The following is a 16,265-nucleotide window of genomic DNA, read 5'->3' on the forward strand; positions in this document are numbered from 1 at the left end:
ATTTGGAAGTCATCTGGCAGTCATGTAGCGGTTATTTGGGGATCATCTGGAGGTCATCTGAGGGTTCATCTGGAGATCAGAGAGCGCCTCTCTGGCGACGATCCCTCCGATCACACCGACCCTGGGGCGTGTCAAGGACGTGTTGGGGACGGATACATCATTCTTCCCAATGTCCCCACGCACACAAAAAAGCAGTGGTTTTCCGTGCCGCTGCTCACCCACGCCTGTCACACACAGGAGATTTTTCCGTTTGCCCCACATTCATCCTATTGCCTGAGTCCCATCCCCCAGATGTCACGATGAGCACACTCCGTCGGCTGGAGTGTGTGGGAGAGACGATGCGTCAGGACCTCAACATTATCGGTTGGGAATAACCGCTCCAAAAGTGTAGCGATAAGCGCATTGACTGGACTGAGTTTATTCGTGAAGAGATCAATTTTTACGAAGAATGGGGTCATGGACTTTCCTTTCTTATACGACATACTTTTGGCTGAGCAAGAATGCTCGCCATTCACTGTATTTTCCTCAAAGCTGCTGAATAGCCATTTATGGAAAGAGTAATAAATACTCTTCCTCCTATAATTAATATCGCTATGTTTCGCCATATAACACATTTTTAATCGATAAGTGTTAATTGCTTCATTCAATATTTTCAAATAAGGAGGGATATGACATGGGGTGATTGTTCGCTAATAGTGCTCATGGTTTTATTCATATGTTCGAATGAGAGAGGGGGAGGGATAAAGCTTCTGCTTCGCCTCATCGAGCAAAGCGGACCAGGCGGGTTTCATCTTCAAGTATGCCACAAAATCATCATAAAAAATGTCCGGCCCTTGTGATGTGAGATAGGCCCGGGTGACGAGTAAGTGCTCTTTCATACGCTCAACACTGCGCTGAATAGCACGAATATCCTGGAGATGAAAATGACTTGCCAGATTCACTTGATGCAGTAGGAGGGTAATATGCTCTACATTTTGAAGCGTCGCTGTAATTTTATTCATTTGCTTCTGACACGAACGAGCAAAGTATCTGACGTCGAGGTGTTCTTCACACCATCGCAGGCAATCATAGCCTGGCGGTATAGTAAGAAAAATATCTTCGAGGGCAAAATAGATGATATCGCCATGGTGCTGATAGTTACAAAAGTCTCTGGTAAGCGGGGATTGAGGAGGGGCGGCATGCAGTAGCCCTGGCCCAATCTTCGTTATAAGTGCGCATCAAGCCATGTGATCGAAGCGATGCTGGTGTCGTTGCGAGCGCGGCTCCGCTGATCCCAGGTCCACGTTCTATCAACTGCATACCAGGAAGATTCAAGCGAGTTGGGAGTGTCTGCGGAAACAGCATTATATCTTCAAGTAAGACATGTAAAGCAGCCAGCTGTTTTTGATCCGCGTCCTTTTGTTCTATCGCTATGCGCATATCTTCCATTGTGAGTTGTATGTGTTCACAAACAGCAATATCCGCGCGACCCAGGTAGTATACTCCGCTGGCTTTGACCGCTTTAGGAGGGGTACTGGCCTCCAGGGTTCGAAGCACCTCACTGCCATTAATAGAGATAGCATGCGTATGGTACATGCTGCTCTGGAAAAGAATATCATCATCGACAAAAACAAGAAGATCATCTTCATCAGAGCAGGCATAAGCGTAAAGGAATGCAAAGTTACGTACACCAGCCAGATCCCATTCTCCCTGACCCAGCGTTTTACAGAATGCGTGCAAGGCCTCCTCATGATGAGGTGCAAGATTTGAAAGCCGCCGAAAAATATTATCCTGTAATCTGGCCTCGATGACAATAATAGAGAAATTCAGAACTTGCTGGCCATTCCATTTTCTATATATAGAACGAGATACATCTACATCTGTCGAGTCATCAAATATGTAACACACTGCATGGGCTTCAGAAGACAGTGTATTAAATGCATAAGCCAGATTTTTAACACAACGTTCAAGCATATGAGGACGATCTCTGGTACAGATGAAGAACTTAAAATGCCGTTGCATTATAGTGCCTCCTATTATATAATTCTTCATAGAGGTGCTTTCTTTAATACATCAGGACAGATATGATACTATTCATTCAGACTAGTAGTGATAACGCAGGACGGCATTTATTAAGGATGAGGCTAGCCCTTAAAGAGAAGTATAGGCTCTCTATCCTTGCGGGTGAAAACGTGATTCATCGAAGGTTGCCTGCAAGAATACGGAGCCGAAGATGCTGACGATTTTCGAAGCCGTAACTTCGGCGCATCATCATCTTGGTCCGATTGTTTTTTCCTTCAACAAAGCCGTCGGAAATACGGTAATCAAAAAAGGCCAGAATCTCTTCCCTCCACCGTCGAAAGATGGAAATGGCTTTTTTCAACAGATCACAGGTGCTGGCTTTCACCAACGCTATCCAGGTATCCAACTGTTCTGCTGCCCGCTCTTTGGTCGCCGTTGCATACCAATCACGTAAGCCTTCTTTCAGTTGTCAGGCCTGGTCCAACTCAGGCAACCGCACGCGTTCCTGGCTTTCTTCAACAGTCAAATCTTCTTTCGCCTTGAGAATGAGACGCTGTTTGCGATGCAGCAAGATCATTCCCTCCTTTTTGTGGGCCCAGCTTAATACCGTTTTTTGAAAGGCTTTCATCACATGGTGAATCACATGGAAATGATCCACCACGATCTAAGCGTGGGGCAAACACTGTTGAACTGCCGGACGAAAGGAGGTGCTCATATCCATACTGACCGCTTCTACCGCATGAGGATCCTTGAGGCGCCCAAGCAGGCGGCACACCGCTTCCAGGGTCCGACCATCGCTGACCTCAAGCATCTTTGAATGCTCCAAGTCACAGAGAATGGTGTCGTAGACATGCCCTTTACGCCGAGCGAATTCATCGATGCCCAGAAAACGTGGCGAAGGCAGATCGGACGTTTCATCTTCCAACGTTCCTTGAGCGTTCAGTTCTTCTTCCAGCATGGTTTGAAAACAGGTTTGCACAAAACGTGAGCCAACATGCAAGGCGTTTCCGACGTCAGAAAGCGGTTGGTTGAGCGCCTGGGTTCCAATGTATCGCCGCAATCATCTGGTTGTTCTTCGGCGCCGGCCACACACGGTATCTGGTTCAGTAAACACCGCCTGGCAGGCTTCACAACGAAATCTCCGCTTGAGAAGCATGAGGTGAACCTGATGTGCTTGGCAGGGCAGATCTCGTTTCTTTCGCAGGCGTCGATCATGAATTTTGGTACAGAGGCGCAAACATCGAGGACAACACACCTGGGCTGTTTGAGCCATGATTGTGACACAAATCGTTCCATCCTCCTGCCAGAACTGCTGACAGATCTGAAATCCGGGCAGATCCAGTGGGACAAAGATCCCCTCTCTTTGGGTCGGCTCTGTTTCTATGATATGCTGATCTTGCATCGCTTATCTTTCGTTTCACTTGGCTGTTTTTTTCTTATCAAGTTCAACGAATGATGAGCTTTTTTTTCTTCCCTCTCTTTGTCTCATTTCACCCGCAAGGACAAAGACCCCAATCATAATCATGTTTTCTACTTTTGTGATTTACGTTATTTATTATCTTTTTTTCAGAAGAATAAAAAGTTCTTGACTTGGGCATTATCTAATATAACGTGAGTTCTGGATAAGCAGACTCCCTCCAATGAGTTAGAATAGAAGAAAGAAAACAGCATCTATTCACCAACGGAGGGATCTGACAATGAGTCTACTCGAACTGTTCTGCAATGTCGATGATTTTCTGCTCAAATTTACCCCGCAGTGGGAAAACAGTCAGATGCAAGCTGACAAACGCCGAAAGCGTGCAGGCCAGCTGTGCCTGTATAGGTTCGTCGTGCTGGAGTCCATCGATACCGCTCATGACGAAGATCGTCGATGAGTTGCTCAATTTTCTTCAGCGCCATTCCATCTACGGTTTCGCTGGTGGTTCCTCTAATCATGGCTCCCTCATTGGAATACAGGTGGGCGTATGCCATGAGATAGAGGGTCAGATTGTAGAGCTGTCGATAGATGTCTTCCAGCGGCGATCCTTGTTTGCCACGTTCTCGGATGATGCCTAAGATCTGCTCGGCGCTTCGCATCTCGCGTACCTTTTTTCTCTTAGGATCGAATGACCTACCTCCCTTTACCATGTAAGCGGTTTTCCCACTCGCTGATTACTATGGAGGCTCCATCGCCGTTCACCTCTCAGTGGGTAGGCGATCCCGTGTTTTGTCATGACTGTACGTATCGAGCGCACCGTAGGCGGCCCACTCATTCCCTTCAATGACCTGGCTGGTCATCGTCCATCTAGCAGAAGGAACGGGGATCTTACATAGTAATCCATGTTCAGGATGGCATCGACTTCAGATATGGTGTCGATGGGAGGACAGATACTCCTCTGAGAATTGGGCTTCGGGCAGTCTAGCTCTCGCCGTAGTGCACGGATCTTGCAGTGCATCAGCCTACATATCTTCAACTGATCTCTGCTTTCCGCAACATGCTATTTTCCCCTTTGCCTTTCGGCTCCGGGTGGGTTGGGCGATCCAAGGACCTCCTTCTGAGTACTTCTTAGCTGTACCAGGGATATCATCAAGCGCGACACGGCGCAAACGTAAGCTGTCACCAGGGGCAGATTAGTGGGCGTGAGCGATATGACATGCAAAAGCTTGTATGTACACCAAAGTAGGAACGAGCGAGGGATGTGCGTCCGAGTAGACGCACATCCCCATTTAGCCACGCAAGAATGTTAAGACAGGTTCTAGGAGAATTTCACGCTCGGTAACTTCCTACCTCAAATTGTTCTGCTCTGAATTTAGGCTGGTGGTTTTTTAGAAGGCGACCGTAATGAAAATTTTGAGATGGTATGTTGCCCGGCTAACTTCCTTTTGCGCCGTAGCCTGAACATGACAAGGAGGAAGACGAGGAGGATGCCACCCGCGATGAGCGAGGCAGGTATAAGCGTGAAGGTTGGCTGGGGCAGACGCGAGAAGTTATGGTGGAAGATATTATCTGCTAGTTGTTTGCTGGTATCGGTGGCAAGGAGGTGAATATCGTAGGGGAGGCTAAAGAGGATACGATAGGTGATGCGGTTGCTGCAGATAAAGATGGATACATGCTCTTGCTGATAGAAGGCGATGTCCGAGTTGCCACCGATGCCTCCGCCATTATGAGTAATAAGCTCGCCTTGCTCCGTTTGCTGAATGGTCCAGCCATAGCCGTAGTATTCGCCCTCGCTGTCCTGCTTGATGTATTTGTGAAAGAGTTTCTCTGTCTGGGACGGCGAGAGGAGGGTATGCGCCTGGAGGACCTGCCACCAGGTTGCGAGGTCATCTACGGTCGACATCACGCCGCCGTTGCCCATGACCGTCCAGTATGGTCCTGGCCACGTGGCGGGCGACCCCTCATCCGTGCCGTTCCAATATCCATGCGCCACTGAGAGCCGTTGCCACTGGGGATCGTTGTAGAAGCCAGTGTGCAGCAGGCCCGCAGGTCGAAAGAGATGGTCTTTCATATACTTTGGATAGCTTGTTCCGCTGACGCGTTCGATGACGGCTGCGAGCAAGGTATAACCTGCGTTGGAGTAGACGTACTTCTCGCCGGGGCGTGATTGAAGCGGTAGGGAGAAGATGGCCTGTAGCGCCTCTTCCCGGCTCAGAGGTTCAAGGTCGCCCCCGGCATAGTCGTCGGGGAGGCCGGAGCTATGGGTGAGTAACTGGTGCAGTGTGATCGCGGCTTTGTCAGCGGGAACGTGCTCAAGGTAGGTGCTGATGCAATTCATAACGCGTAGCTTGCCCTGCTGCTCCAGTTGCAGAATTGCGGCAGCCGTGAATTGTTTGCTAATCGATCCTACGTCGAAGACAGTCTCCGGGGTGATTGACATGTGGCGGGCATCATCAGCGAGGCCGTAGCCTTTGCGCAGGATGGTCTTGCCGTCCTTATGCACCAGGACAGAGCCAGCGAAGCCTTGCTCTCGTACCACACGCTGCAAGTAGGTATCGATCTGCGTGCTCAGCGGCTCATGTAGTGCATGCGCGCTGGCGAGTGGGACCATGTTAACGCTCAGTAGCAGCAGAAGAAAGATGAAAAAGGCGCAGAAAATGTTAGCAATTCTAAAAACAGATTGTAGGTATGCCATGATATGCGTATCTCCCGCTTTTATTGATGAGACATTCGGCGCAAGCAAACGGCCGCCCACAGATTTTACTCATAAGCCTCGCACGTCTAGCGCGGCCACGAGAAGGGCCAGGAAGGGAACGACGCGCTGTGGCGCGACCTGGTAGCTGTTGCGGGTTGGCTGTGAGACGATGCCGACCGCCATCAGTTCTTTGAGGTGGTAATAAAGTGGCCCTGAAGAGAGGCCCAGCGCTTCCTGCAACTGCTGACTGTTCTGCGGACCATGTAGCAACAGGCGAACTAATTCCAGGCGAGGAATACTCCCACAGGCCGCCAAGACCTGTGCAATTGGTTCAACATCCAGCGCCAGTAGGTCCTCAACCTTGCGTTCAAAGTCCCACGCGATCTCCCCCTCTTCGCCGCGAACGGCTCCCGCGTACGCGATCAGCCCCATCGGCTCATTCCCCGGAGATGCGGGGAGCAGGCGTGCTGACAGGCGGTCGCTCCAACTCACCTGGTTGACCGTGCTCGTCTCCGCGCTGAACTCAACCATGCCCACTGGCTTCTCCAGCGTTCGAAGTCGTTCCTCGACAACTGCCAGTCGTACTTCAAGCTCTGCCAACCGCTCATTCATGCTGTCACCCATAGCTCTCCACTCATTTTCTATTAATCTATAATTATGTATTTATAGATTAATAGAATGGCGTGAGGAAGTCAAGCCTGTAAATCAGGACATTAAACAGTTCATGCGCACTTCATGTGGAGCCGTGGTGCTACAAGGGGAGGAGGATGAGCTTCCAGTGAGCATCCTCTCCGCTCCTCTTTTTCAACATGCTAGAGCTTCCACACAAAGCGCGCATGAGCCGTTTAAAGTTCGTATTTACACCAGTATGTAAATGTGATTACTTGATGGCGGTAAAATTGGACAATTCTCTAGCGGCATGCTAGGGTTGCCTTTTCCTTTCCTAAAGCAAGTTTAGGCGCAATTTCTCAGTACTTTTTAGAACAAAAGTGCGCTGTGATAGCGTTTTACACATATCCTGGTCCTACCTCTTAAAGCGATTTCGACTTTGTAACAGCCTTGTGATGACGAGTGGCACACCTGGCAAGATGGGTATAGCTGGTTTATACTACCAGGAAACACTACAATGCAAGGAGCATACATAGATACATGGAAAAGCACCATGAAGAGGCTATTCAACGTCTTATAGAGCGCTTTCAGGACGATCCCCGCTATCCCGCACTGATCATTTCTGGCTCAGTCGCGCATGGCAGTGCCAGTCCAGCCTCGGATATCGATATTCTGCTGGTTGCCAGTGATGAGGAATATCAACGCTTGGCCGCGGCGCACCAGCTGGTACAGATCTGGACTGAGGGCTGTGACTGGCCGGGTGGCTACTACGACGTCAAGATCATTAACCACCGCTTCCTCATAGATGCGGCGGACCATGGCAGCGAGCCTATCCGCTATGCACTGCATGGCGCCTATCCCACCTATTCACACCTCCCCGGCCTGCCAGCGTTGATACAGAGCATAGCGAGCTATCCAGAGCATGAACGCGAGCGCAAAATGGCCGCATACTATGCCCAGGTCCAGCTATATAGAAGCTACTTTATTCATACTGCCACCGACCATAACAACCTCTATCTGCTGCACCATACAGCCAACAATCTGGTTCTCTTTGCCGGTCGTTTACTGCTCGCGTATAATCGGGTTCTTTTCCCTTGCCACAAATGGCTGCTGGATACCGTGGCCCGACTGAACCAGAAGCCAGAAAATTTCATCGAGCTGGCGGAAGCGCTTTTGCGCAATCCCAGTATCGAGAACGCGCATGCCTTTGGTACCAGCCTAGATGCTTTCCATGACTGGAATATGAGCTATGACGAGGCGTTGAACCGCTTCGTCGAAGACGACGAGTGGGGCTGGTTCACACGTCGGCCCGCCCTCACTGACTGGTAAGCCCTTGAGGTTGAACTAGCATCACTGTAAAAATCTATCACAAGGAATTTCACGTTTGCGGTATCTTTGGCGTGATAAAGTTATGAGCGATGAATTAAAACCAGACAATTAGAATGGCGATAAAGAGAACCAATCTTCATTTAAATGCCCGCCCCATAGTGCGCTGGTGCTCTGACGTCTGTAGGGAAGCAGGCACGGTCAGATGCAAGCATTTGGGACACTGCTTCTCTTCGGCCTGATGTTCAGTGGTCCAGAGCCGCTTGGCAGACAAGTCAATGACCTGACGTTTCTCGACGAGTCTGGCGAAAGCACCAGAGAGATCGGAGTGGCAGTTCGAACAGTGCTCAACCCGGTGAATCAAAATCGTATCTGGTGTTTCGACCTGGCGCAATGCATAGCCCTCGTGTCCTGGCTGGCCTCCACGTGACTTACCGCTCTGCTTGCGCAACGATTTGGGCACCCGCACAAAGAGATCAGAGGAAGGAGGCAACTACTGTTATGGCTGTCTTTGGCTTGTTGTCCCTCAAGCACCTTAAGACGCTCTTGTTAAAAAGCAACGACCCCTTCCAGATCCTTGACCCTCTGCTGAAGAGACTCAATGGCATGGATAGCCTCTCGCAAGGTCTGATTCGCTGTTTGGAGCGCCTGATTCTTTTCTCGAAGGTGGTATAGCTCTTCATCTCTGTTCATGGGGCTACTGTAGCAGATCGATACCGATCCCTGCAACTGCCTAGCCTTTCTGAACAGTTACGAATTTTACACGTATCCTGGGCCTACCTCGGGAAGTGTTGTACTCGCGCTTCCACCGTTACGAGGGAAGCATGCCTCCCCATCAAATACACCTGTTTCATAGAGGAAAGGAATTTCACTCGTGAATGATCCCTTCTTTGAGATACAGAAAGTCGTCGCTCTCCAAAGAATACGAAAAGAAAGAAGAATGATAGTATGAAGATTTTAGTCGTCGGAAGCGGAATCAGTGGACTCACGCTAGCGTACTGGCTTGACTACTATGGATATGATGTGACGCTCATTGAACAAGTCGCCCGGTACCAGCCTGTTGGAGCGATCACAACCCTGATAGGCGATGGATTGTGTGTGGCAGAGAAAATGGGGATTGTCAAGACATTAAAGCAGCAGAGTTATTAGCAATATTTTCAGGTGATTCGGGAATAAAGAGGACGGATGATCCGAGCCTTTGACAACAGCCCCTGATGAGTTGTCCTGAATAGTTACGCTTCTTCTTTCTATTCATAGCAATCACTTACTTCTTCAATTATACGCAGATAAATCCACATTGACAAGCATATTTTTCTCTACATCAGGGCTTTCCAATTCTAAAAAACGGAACAGTGACCAGTGAGCAAGAGATCAAGAGCCTGGTCATACGATGCATCGAAATAGCGCATCTGCCGAGCAACATTGCGCACGCCAACACGATCCATCAGCGTGAAGACTGTACTGTTAAGCTGACCTCTTGTTGGGGAAACACAATACAATGGATCAAGGCCCGTTTTATTGGAAAATACAGCATGCGCCCTCTCTCCTCTTGCCGTCTTTGGTCTACTGGCAATGGCACTATCTCAACACGAAAGGCACACCATGACGCTCTCAGAACACCTTCAAGAGATCCTCGACTCCCATCATCTTTCCCGTATGCACACGCCCTGCCCCGCTGTGGCTCCGATATGTGTCGCCACTGGAGCAGAGAACACCAAGGCATCGACATGAATGCCTGCGTCTTTTGCTCTCCTCCTCGCGGCTTCCATCGCTCTGCCGATCTGACCTTGACCCACTTTCATGGAGGATCGAAACGCGTGTCTACTAGACAGGAAAGAGGATCACCATGGAAACTGGAAAAAGAGTCTTTCCCGCCGAATTTAAACGAGACGCTTTGGACCTGGTTGAACGCAGTGGAAAATCACTGGCTCAGGTTGCCCGGGAGCTGGGCATCTCAGACAACACGCTTCACGGCTGGAAGCGGCAGATGAGTGCACACGGGACTGATGCCTTTCCCGGTAGTGGTCATCAAACGCCACCAGCAGAAGAGATGCGTCGGCTCAAACGAGAAAACGAGATCTTACGACAGGAACGTGATATCTTAAAAAAAGCACTTGCCATCTTCTCTCGAACCGAACGATGACCTACCAGTTCATTGCAGTGGCTCAGTCTGAGTACCCTGTAACGCGGCTCTGTGACATCCTTGAGGTTTCAGTCAGTGGGTACTATGCATGGAGGCGACGCCCCCAGAGTCACCATACACGAGAAGATGGCGAGTTGAGACAAGCGATTGAGGATGTCTACAAAGCAAGTCAACAGCGTTATGGAAGTCCTCGGGTCTATGCAGAGCTCCGAGCGCAAGGGTCTCGTTGCTCGCGCAAGCGTGTGGCTCGGCTCATGAGAGAACAGAACCTCTGTGCCCGCAAAAAACGCCATCGCGTCCAGACGACCCGGCAAGATCCGACGCATCCGAAGACGGAAAATGTGCTGGATCAGGACGTTCACGCGACCGCTCCCAATCAAAAGTGGGTGGTGGATGTGACGATGTTCCAGACGCAGGAGGGGCCATTGTTTCTGGCTGGGGTGCTTGATCTCTTTTCACGATCGCTGGTAGGCTGGGCGTTGGCCTCTGAACAAGACACGTTGCTTGTGGAGAAGGCGTTGAGGATGGCGTTGCTGCGTCGGCATCCATCCGATGGTCTCTTGCATCATTGGGACCGAGGCTCCCAATACACCAGTAAGAACTATCGTGATCTCTTGGAACGGGAAGGCATGATCGTCAGCATGAGTCGTACGGGCAATTGCTACGATAACGCGGCGATGGAATCTTCTGGAGCACGATCAAGTGGGAATGCCTCTCTCGGACTCGTTTTCCGACCTATGCTCTCGCACGAGCAGCCATCTTTGAGTATGTGGAAACGTTCTACAATCGTCAACGCCGTCATTCTTCTTTAGAATATCTGAGTCCTTTTCACTATGAAGCATCGATGACCTAGCCATCCATTTGTACTGTCCATGAAAGTGGGTCAAGCTCACTCCTCTGGCCGTCGTGGAACGAGAGATGCTCGTAACACCAATCGCAATTCCTGTGCTCGCAGACGCATCCAGCTCACCTCTTCAGCAAAAATCTTGATAGCCCCTGTCCGGCCAGCCTGCTCATGATTGCGTAACGCTTGTTGTACATCAGCCTCGAAATCATTGACGATGGCAAGAGGATCGTTCCAGCCATAGGCCACACACATCAGGTGAATACGTCGTGCTTGCTCAGGGGCGGCCTGATTGGACCAATGGCTCACATCGACATAATTGTAGACGGCATTCGCCAGATCACGCAACCGCGTGGAAGGCGCTGCATCATCCCAGTCGATGAAGCCTACCAGGTGCCCAGCCTGGAAAATGGTGTTATGTGGTCCCAGGTCATGATGGGCAACAATCTCCTGGCCTTGTGAAAGCCTTGATCCCACTGTGGCATCATGATAGCATCGAATGGCCCTGGCCGCCTCCTCCAGCAGATCATCAGAGAGTCCAGAGCCACTGCCTGGCCACGTCTCGCCTTCAAGATAGCTGAGGATGTCACGGCCTTGCTCATCCATCCCCAAAAAGCGCGGAGCGAACGGGAAGCCCTGGTCCTGCAAGAAGACCAAAAGATCATGAACAAATACGGCATTGCCCTTTGGTGGTCTGCGCACGGTGTTTCCTACGCGCACGATACCAGGCGTCAGTTGCCCACCCAGCAGGGGAATCTCGGCCTGTGGTTTGTCAAATGTCGGATCAGTTTCCATCGCTTGTGTCCTCACGCCCCAGGTTCGGTACTCCTCTCCTCTTTGGGTATGCTTTCCCCAAAGAGGAGAAGGTCCCGAAAAGGATCGCAGAGGACAAATTCTTTCATGCCCCAGGGTTGAGACGTGAGGGGAGGCTGAGTAGCACTAGTTGGCAAATACTGCTGGTACAACGCCTCAATATTGGTTACGCCAATCCAACAGACCGAGTAACCGTCTGCACCATTGAAGTGCAGACTCATCACATCTCGTTCGACAATGGCAAACTCCCCGTCACGATAGTTGGTTGTAAAGCCAAGTTGAGCATAAAAGGCCAGCGCTAGCTCCATATCTCCAACAAGAAAACGAGGAGCAATTGAAATAAGCGTTGGTTGATCGTTTTGGGACGATGACATAGATTGGTTTCTCCCATGCATTACTTTCGCTGTGGGATCAGTGGCAATCGTTTCGGCACGAACAGGTTGAGTCGGATTGACCGGAAAAGGGACGTACGAATGCGACGATACACGAGAAGTTGCTCATCTCTGGATACGTCTTTCCCTGGAATATCTTCAACAGACCACAATTGACGCCGACCAGCGTTTGGAATGAACGGTTACTGATCTGATGCACCACTACAAAGCACAACTCCTCATCCCAAGATCAATCAAAGGATGGTTCCGCTGTTTGAGGGGAGGAAAGGATGCAAGAGTGATCCAAATATCCCAAACATTCTGTCCTTGAGCGGCCAGCAGAGAAGCAGCCATCAACGCGCGAATCGTATCATTGCTCCTTGACGCTCTCAATGAAGCAGATCACGTTGCGAACTGCCTCGTCCTCTCAAGCAAGTATACCCAACTTCTGCGAAAGATGCGAGTTGCTGCCGGATCTTACACACTCTCGATGAAGCTCGTTCGCTATTTTTGCATCGGTAGATCGTTCTATATCAATAAAAAGACTGTTTTAGAAGGATCGTGTGAAGAAGATGGAAGTGTCTGCTATGCTCCCTTGCCGGAAGATTTGGAAATCACAGAGATCGAGAGAATCGATGATGCTCTCACCATTACCGCTTTTTCCACACGGAAATACCCTTGCTGTCCACTCTGCGGGACACCAGTATGGGAAGGTATTTGAAGATGATACAGGTCCCGATTCAATGCCAGTATACGCCCACACGTTCTGGGAGAGAGTTTGATCCCAAGCTGTTCAAGAGCAGCACTGATACGATATTCACTCAATTCCGGATTGGCTTGCAGCTACTTGACGGCATTCATGACAGCAAGGGTTGTTTTAGTTGCCGGTTGATGAGGCGTGGATGGTTTGTCTTGAAGCCCTGTAAATTGTTCTTCAACCCATCGCTTGAGTGCCCTGTAGATATGTTGACGGCTCGTGCCAAAATATCCTGCAAGGCTTTTGACAGACCATCCCTCCATATGCAGACGAATGATGGCAATGCGTCCTTGGGTAGGATCATCAAAAGCGGAATAGTGTGTGTATCGCCGCTCTTTTCTTGTTGGTTTTGGGCCAGAAGCCAATACAGTTTGGATCGTGCGAGCTTATGGCCTGCGACCAAATTGCGCGTAGCAGATAGTTGCTAGCTCATGGAGTGTGAAAGGTGGATACTCAGCTTTTAAATCGACAAGAGCTTGCCGCATGGGTGGTGGCAATGTTCGTTGGTCTCACTAAAGCATCCTCGCCTAGGACGCAGCATGCGCACGGAAAAATGCAGCCTGCCCCCCTCTTCCAGATGCCATCACCTCGTCCGCTGCCGATACTGCTGCAGAAACAGCCATCACCATCATCATCACCGTCCCCAATATGGCGCAAGTCTGACACGTTCAGACATCTACTGGTTTCCTTTCTCATTGTAACTACTTCTCTTCTATTAAACGATCAGCAGCAGCAAAAACACGCCATGCACACGCATGAAGCAGGCACACAGACAGCACCATTCCTATCAACACAAGACAACGAACGGCACAATAGATACCAATCTGCCGTACTCACAAAAAGAGAGGCAGCGCGATGGTGACGACAACAAGCAGCAGCGGGAATACCCGTCGGCATGTCTCTTTTGCCTCTCTGGGGCTGTGCAGTCGTCAGGAGCGATTTCGCGTTCTTTTTCTTTTTTTCTCTGCGAGCAATGAAGAGCAAGATGGGAGAAGTTTTTTGCGTATAAACGCGTTATGCTATGATTGCCATTGAATAAGCTCTGCTAGAGATATCCATCCTCAGTATGAGAAGGATACGATTATAATGCCCAGCATTGTGAAAGGATACTCCGATGACAGATGCACAGCATCTACAGCGTGCCAGCACGCACAACACGAAATATATCAAAGCCTCACAGGATGTGCTGTATCAAGCCTTTACCGATCCGATGGCCCTGGCGACGTGGCAGGCGCCAGGAGATATGACCGCTGAAGTGCACCGCTTCGATGGTCGGGTCGGTGGAGGCTATCAGATGTCGCTGTACTATCCAGAATCCGAGGAGAGCGTCCGTGGCAAGACGGCGGGACGTGAAGATCGCTATACGGCGTGCTTCCTGGAACTGAGACCTCCGAGCAGGATCGTGGAGACGATCACCTTTGATACGGGAGATCCTGCCCTGATAGGTGAGATGATTATGGAGGTTACGCTGGAACCTGAAGGTGAAGGTACAGAGGTAATTATTGTCTTCAAGGAAATCCCGCCGGGCATTCGAGCCGAGGATAATGAGCTAGGCACACGGCTCTCGCTGGAGAAGCTGGAGTGCTATGTAGAGTAACGAACTCCAATGACCGAGGTCATGGGTGCGTGTTTGATGACACCCGTGGCCTTGTTGCGCATCCGATATGCTGGTATTGTGCTTCCTGAATGGACCTCTAGTTCTGGTGGTTAACCCTTCAACTTTTTCCAGGAGGGAGAGAATAAATGTGTGCAGGAAGGATTTTGTTCTAAGAAAATGAATACTGAAAAGATTCTGGCGGGGGTGCGCCTGTTGTTTCGTCTCTGGTGGCCTGCGAGCGTTTTTATCGCTATGTGTACAGGCCTTTTGTTGATTTTTCAGCAGATATTGTTTCTTATTGACCACTACAAAAATTTTTCCTTAATCGGTGTGGCCTGGCTGGTGCTATTCATCGTGTACGTGATATTGGGTGTGGTCTTTATACGTCTGTTTGCTCGCCATATACGTGGCTTGCTGGAACCTCTGGAGAGGCGTATGCGGAGCCTGATGATCTTTTTGAGCGGTGGGCCTTTTTATGCGCTCTGCTTGCTGTGTATCTTTTCAGGTATTGTCGCGATCCTTGATCCTAATGCGGGTGGTGGAGCGGTGTTCTTTGGGTTAGCAGGCTCTGTTTTCTTTGCCATGGTCTCGGTGGCCTATCTGTTGTTGCTTCATCTCTTCTTGCGACGCCCGGCTGCCGTTGCATGATCGTTTTTTTCTTGGTGCGTTTCTCTTTGGCAAACATTTAAGAGGAATACGGGCAGCGCATTCTGTATGAGCAGCCCGTGTACCATGGGTTCTGGTTAAAATGTAAGGGATAGATGAAGGGATTTTCGATTGCTATAATAGCATAAGCTCACTAAGCTCATACATCTTTTCGGGGTAATTGTATGGAAGCAAACGGAGGATCGCGCAGGCTATCGAGGCTGAAGTGCAACATCTGGAAACGCTCAAAAAATGTTATGACCTGACCTATGATTCATTTCCGGTCTGGCCCTTGAAAACTTGTACACTCAGTAGTGTCATCGCCACCATCGTCATACCAGTGATCTTACCACTTGTCTTTCCTTTCATTGTTTCCTTTATCGTATTCCTGCTCCAACAAATCGAATTTTAAGCCGGTCTTCGATAGGCGAATTGCAATGTATTGGGCATGGTCTACTCCCGCACAGGTTACCTTCTTAGAAATCGTTTTCTCTCTGACGCGACATTGATGGGATGCTGTGGTGTATGATGGTAGCACCGTTTATCTGGGCATTGGGATGGATACCAGCGCATAGAGTAAGGAGGCCTTTGATGAGAGAGAACGAGCGGCCGCGTATTGGCTTTATCGGGGTGGGGTGATGGGGCAACCGATGGCGCGCGCTTTCGTTGAGGCAACCAGTGCCTCCATGTTGGCGGTCGCGATCGGCAACGTCCACGGCTTCACCCCCAATCCTCCACCGCTCGACTTTGAACTGCTATCACAGATCGCCTCTCAGGTCAGGATGTGGATACTACACAATTCCAGGAAGAACAGGTCTGGTCGCACAGCATATCCTATGCTCGTGATAGAATAGAGGAAAATCTAACAATTGTGAGGGCGTTTCGGAACGCAGATGCGCAGAGCATTTCCATGTGAGAACAGGCAGAGGGTCTCCTTTTTGGGCTTATCCGTAAAATGGCTTTTTTCTCATTTCTGTTGATCTTGCCTGAGCTAGCTTTCTCGTTTTATGAAGAGCATTTTGGAACGACGAAATGCCCTCAACATTT

At 49.9% G+C, this 16,265-nt stretch carries 16 protein-coding genes and 3 pseudogenes; 8 read left to right on the forward strand and 11 right to left on the reverse strand.

The genetic code is table 11. From position 1 onward, the window contains the following. Positions 1-266 precede the first annotated feature (266 nt). The 8 genes and pseudogenes from EL633_RS22540 to EL633_RS22585 all read right to left on the reverse strand — a co-directional run bounded on the left by EL633_RS22540 (position 267) and on the right by EL633_RS22585 (position 6,737). Complete coding sequence (locus tag EL633_RS22540; RefSeq protein WP_126629559.1) at positions 267-458, reverse strand: hypothetical protein; 192 nt, start codon at positions 456-458, stop codon at positions 267-269. Positions 459-707: 249 nt separating this feature from the next. Next, positions 708-1,001, reverse strand: coding sequence for a hypothetical protein (locus tag EL633_RS22545; RefSeq protein WP_126629560.1), 294 nt, complete (start codon positions 999-1,001; stop codon positions 708-710). A 136-nt stretch (positions 1,002-1,137) separates the two neighbouring features. Beyond that, a complete protein-coding gene (locus EL633_RS22550) occupies positions 1,138-2,001 on the reverse strand; it encodes a hypothetical protein (protein WP_126629561.1) in 864 nt (287 codons plus the stop codon). 175 nt (positions 2,002-2,176) lie between these two features. Then, a pseudogene (locus EL633_RS37605) lies at positions 2,177-2,959 on the reverse strand (ISL3 family transposase). A 102-nt stretch (positions 2,960-3,061) separates the two neighbouring features. Continuing rightward, a complete protein-coding gene (locus tag EL633_RS38235; RefSeq protein ID WP_126629564.1) occupies positions 3,062-3,403 on the reverse strand; it encodes a transposase family protein in 342 nt (113 codons plus the stop codon). A gap of 416 nt (positions 3,404-3,819) precedes the next feature. Continuing rightward, positions 3,820-4,077 (reverse strand): annotated as a pseudogene (locus EL633_RS22575) (maturase); the annotation flags it as partial. Positions 4,078-4,790: 713 nt separating this feature from the next. Next, a complete protein-coding gene (locus tag EL633_RS22580) occupies positions 4,791-6,113 on the reverse strand; it encodes a serine hydrolase domain-containing protein (protein ID WP_126629565.1) in 1,323 nt (440 codons plus the stop codon). A gap of 69 nt (positions 6,114-6,182) precedes the next feature. After that, positions 6,183-6,737 carry a winged helix-turn-helix domain-containing protein gene (locus EL633_RS22585; protein ID WP_126629566.1) on the reverse strand — a complete coding sequence of 185 codons (555 nt, stop codon included), beginning with the start codon at positions 6,735-6,737 and terminating at the stop codon, positions 6,183-6,185. Positions 6,738-7,262: 525 nt separating this feature from the next. On the opposite strand from EL633_RS22585, the gene EL633_RS22590 reads away from it, so the two are divergent. From EL633_RS22590 to EL633_RS38375, 5 genes and pseudogenes are all read left to right on the forward strand, one after another. Continuing rightward, positions 7,263-8,051 carry a nucleotidyltransferase domain-containing protein gene (locus tag EL633_RS22590; protein ID WP_126629567.1) on the forward strand — a complete coding sequence of 263 codons (789 nt, stop codon included), beginning with the start codon at positions 7,263-7,265 and terminating at the stop codon, positions 8,049-8,051. Positions 8,052-8,253: 202 nt separating this feature from the next. Further along, the gene (locus tag EL633_RS36685) at positions 8,254-8,478 is read left to right on the forward strand and encodes a hypothetical protein (RefSeq protein ID WP_126629568.1); all 225 of its coding nucleotides are present in this window, start codon (positions 8,254-8,256) and stop codon (positions 8,476-8,478) included. A 71-nt stretch (positions 8,479-8,549) separates the two neighbouring features. Then, on the forward strand, positions 8,550-8,723 hold the full coding sequence (locus EL633_RS36690) for a hypothetical protein (RefSeq protein WP_161982351.1): 174 nt from the start codon (positions 8,550-8,552) through the stop codon (positions 8,721-8,723). 273 nt (positions 8,724-8,996) lie between these two features. Beyond that, complete coding sequence (locus tag EL633_RS22600; RefSeq protein ID WP_126629569.1) at positions 8,997-9,197, forward strand: FAD-dependent oxidoreductase; 201 nt, start codon at positions 8,997-8,999, stop codon at positions 9,195-9,197. A 697-nt stretch (positions 9,198-9,894) separates the two neighbouring features. After that, positions 9,895-11,044: pseudogene (locus EL633_RS38375) on the forward strand (IS3 family transposase). 36 nt (positions 11,045-11,080) lie between these two features. On the opposite strand, the gene EL633_RS22615 reads toward EL633_RS38375, so the two are convergent. From EL633_RS22615 to EL633_RS38245, 3 genes are all read right to left on the reverse strand, one after another. Then, positions 11,081-11,830, reverse strand: coding sequence for an aminoglycoside phosphotransferase family protein (locus EL633_RS22615; RefSeq protein ID WP_126629572.1), 750 nt, complete (start codon positions 11,828-11,830; stop codon positions 11,081-11,083). An 11-nt stretch (positions 11,831-11,841) separates the two neighbouring features. Next, entirely contained in the window at positions 11,842-12,222 is a 381-nt protein-coding gene (locus EL633_RS22620; RefSeq protein ID WP_126629573.1) for a VOC family protein, read from the reverse strand. Between the two features lie 840 nt (positions 12,223-13,062). Then, positions 13,063-13,341 carry a helix-turn-helix domain-containing protein gene (locus EL633_RS38245; protein ID WP_126629574.1) on the reverse strand — a complete coding sequence of 93 codons (279 nt, stop codon included), beginning with the start codon at positions 13,339-13,341 and terminating at the stop codon, positions 13,063-13,065. A 749-nt stretch (positions 13,342-14,090) separates the two neighbouring features. Here EL633_RS38245 and EL633_RS22630 point away from each other — a divergent pair. The 3 genes from EL633_RS22630 to EL633_RS22640 all read left to right on the forward strand — a co-directional run bounded on the left by EL633_RS22630 (position 14,091) and on the right by EL633_RS22640 (position 16,072). Next, positions 14,091-14,573, forward strand: coding sequence for an SRPBCC domain-containing protein (locus tag EL633_RS22630; protein WP_126629575.1), 483 nt, complete (start codon positions 14,091-14,093; stop codon positions 14,571-14,573). A gap of 177 nt (positions 14,574-14,750) precedes the next feature. Beyond that, positions 14,751-15,221 (forward strand): hypothetical protein, encoded by a 471-nt coding sequence (locus EL633_RS22635; protein ID WP_126629576.1) that lies wholly within the window; start codon positions 14,751-14,753, stop codon positions 15,219-15,221. 647 nt (positions 15,222-15,868) lie between these two features. Further along, positions 15,869-16,072, forward strand: coding sequence for a class II fructose-bisphosphate aldolase (locus EL633_RS22640; protein ID WP_218027558.1), 204 nt, complete (start codon positions 15,869-15,871; stop codon positions 16,070-16,072). Positions 16,073-16,265: the final 193 nt, after the last annotated feature.

The organism is Dictyobacter alpinus (genome assembly GCF_003967575.1).
Taxonomy (GTDB): domain Bacteria; phylum Chloroflexota; class Ktedonobacteria; order Ktedonobacterales; family Ktedonobacteraceae; genus Dictyobacter; species Dictyobacter alpinus.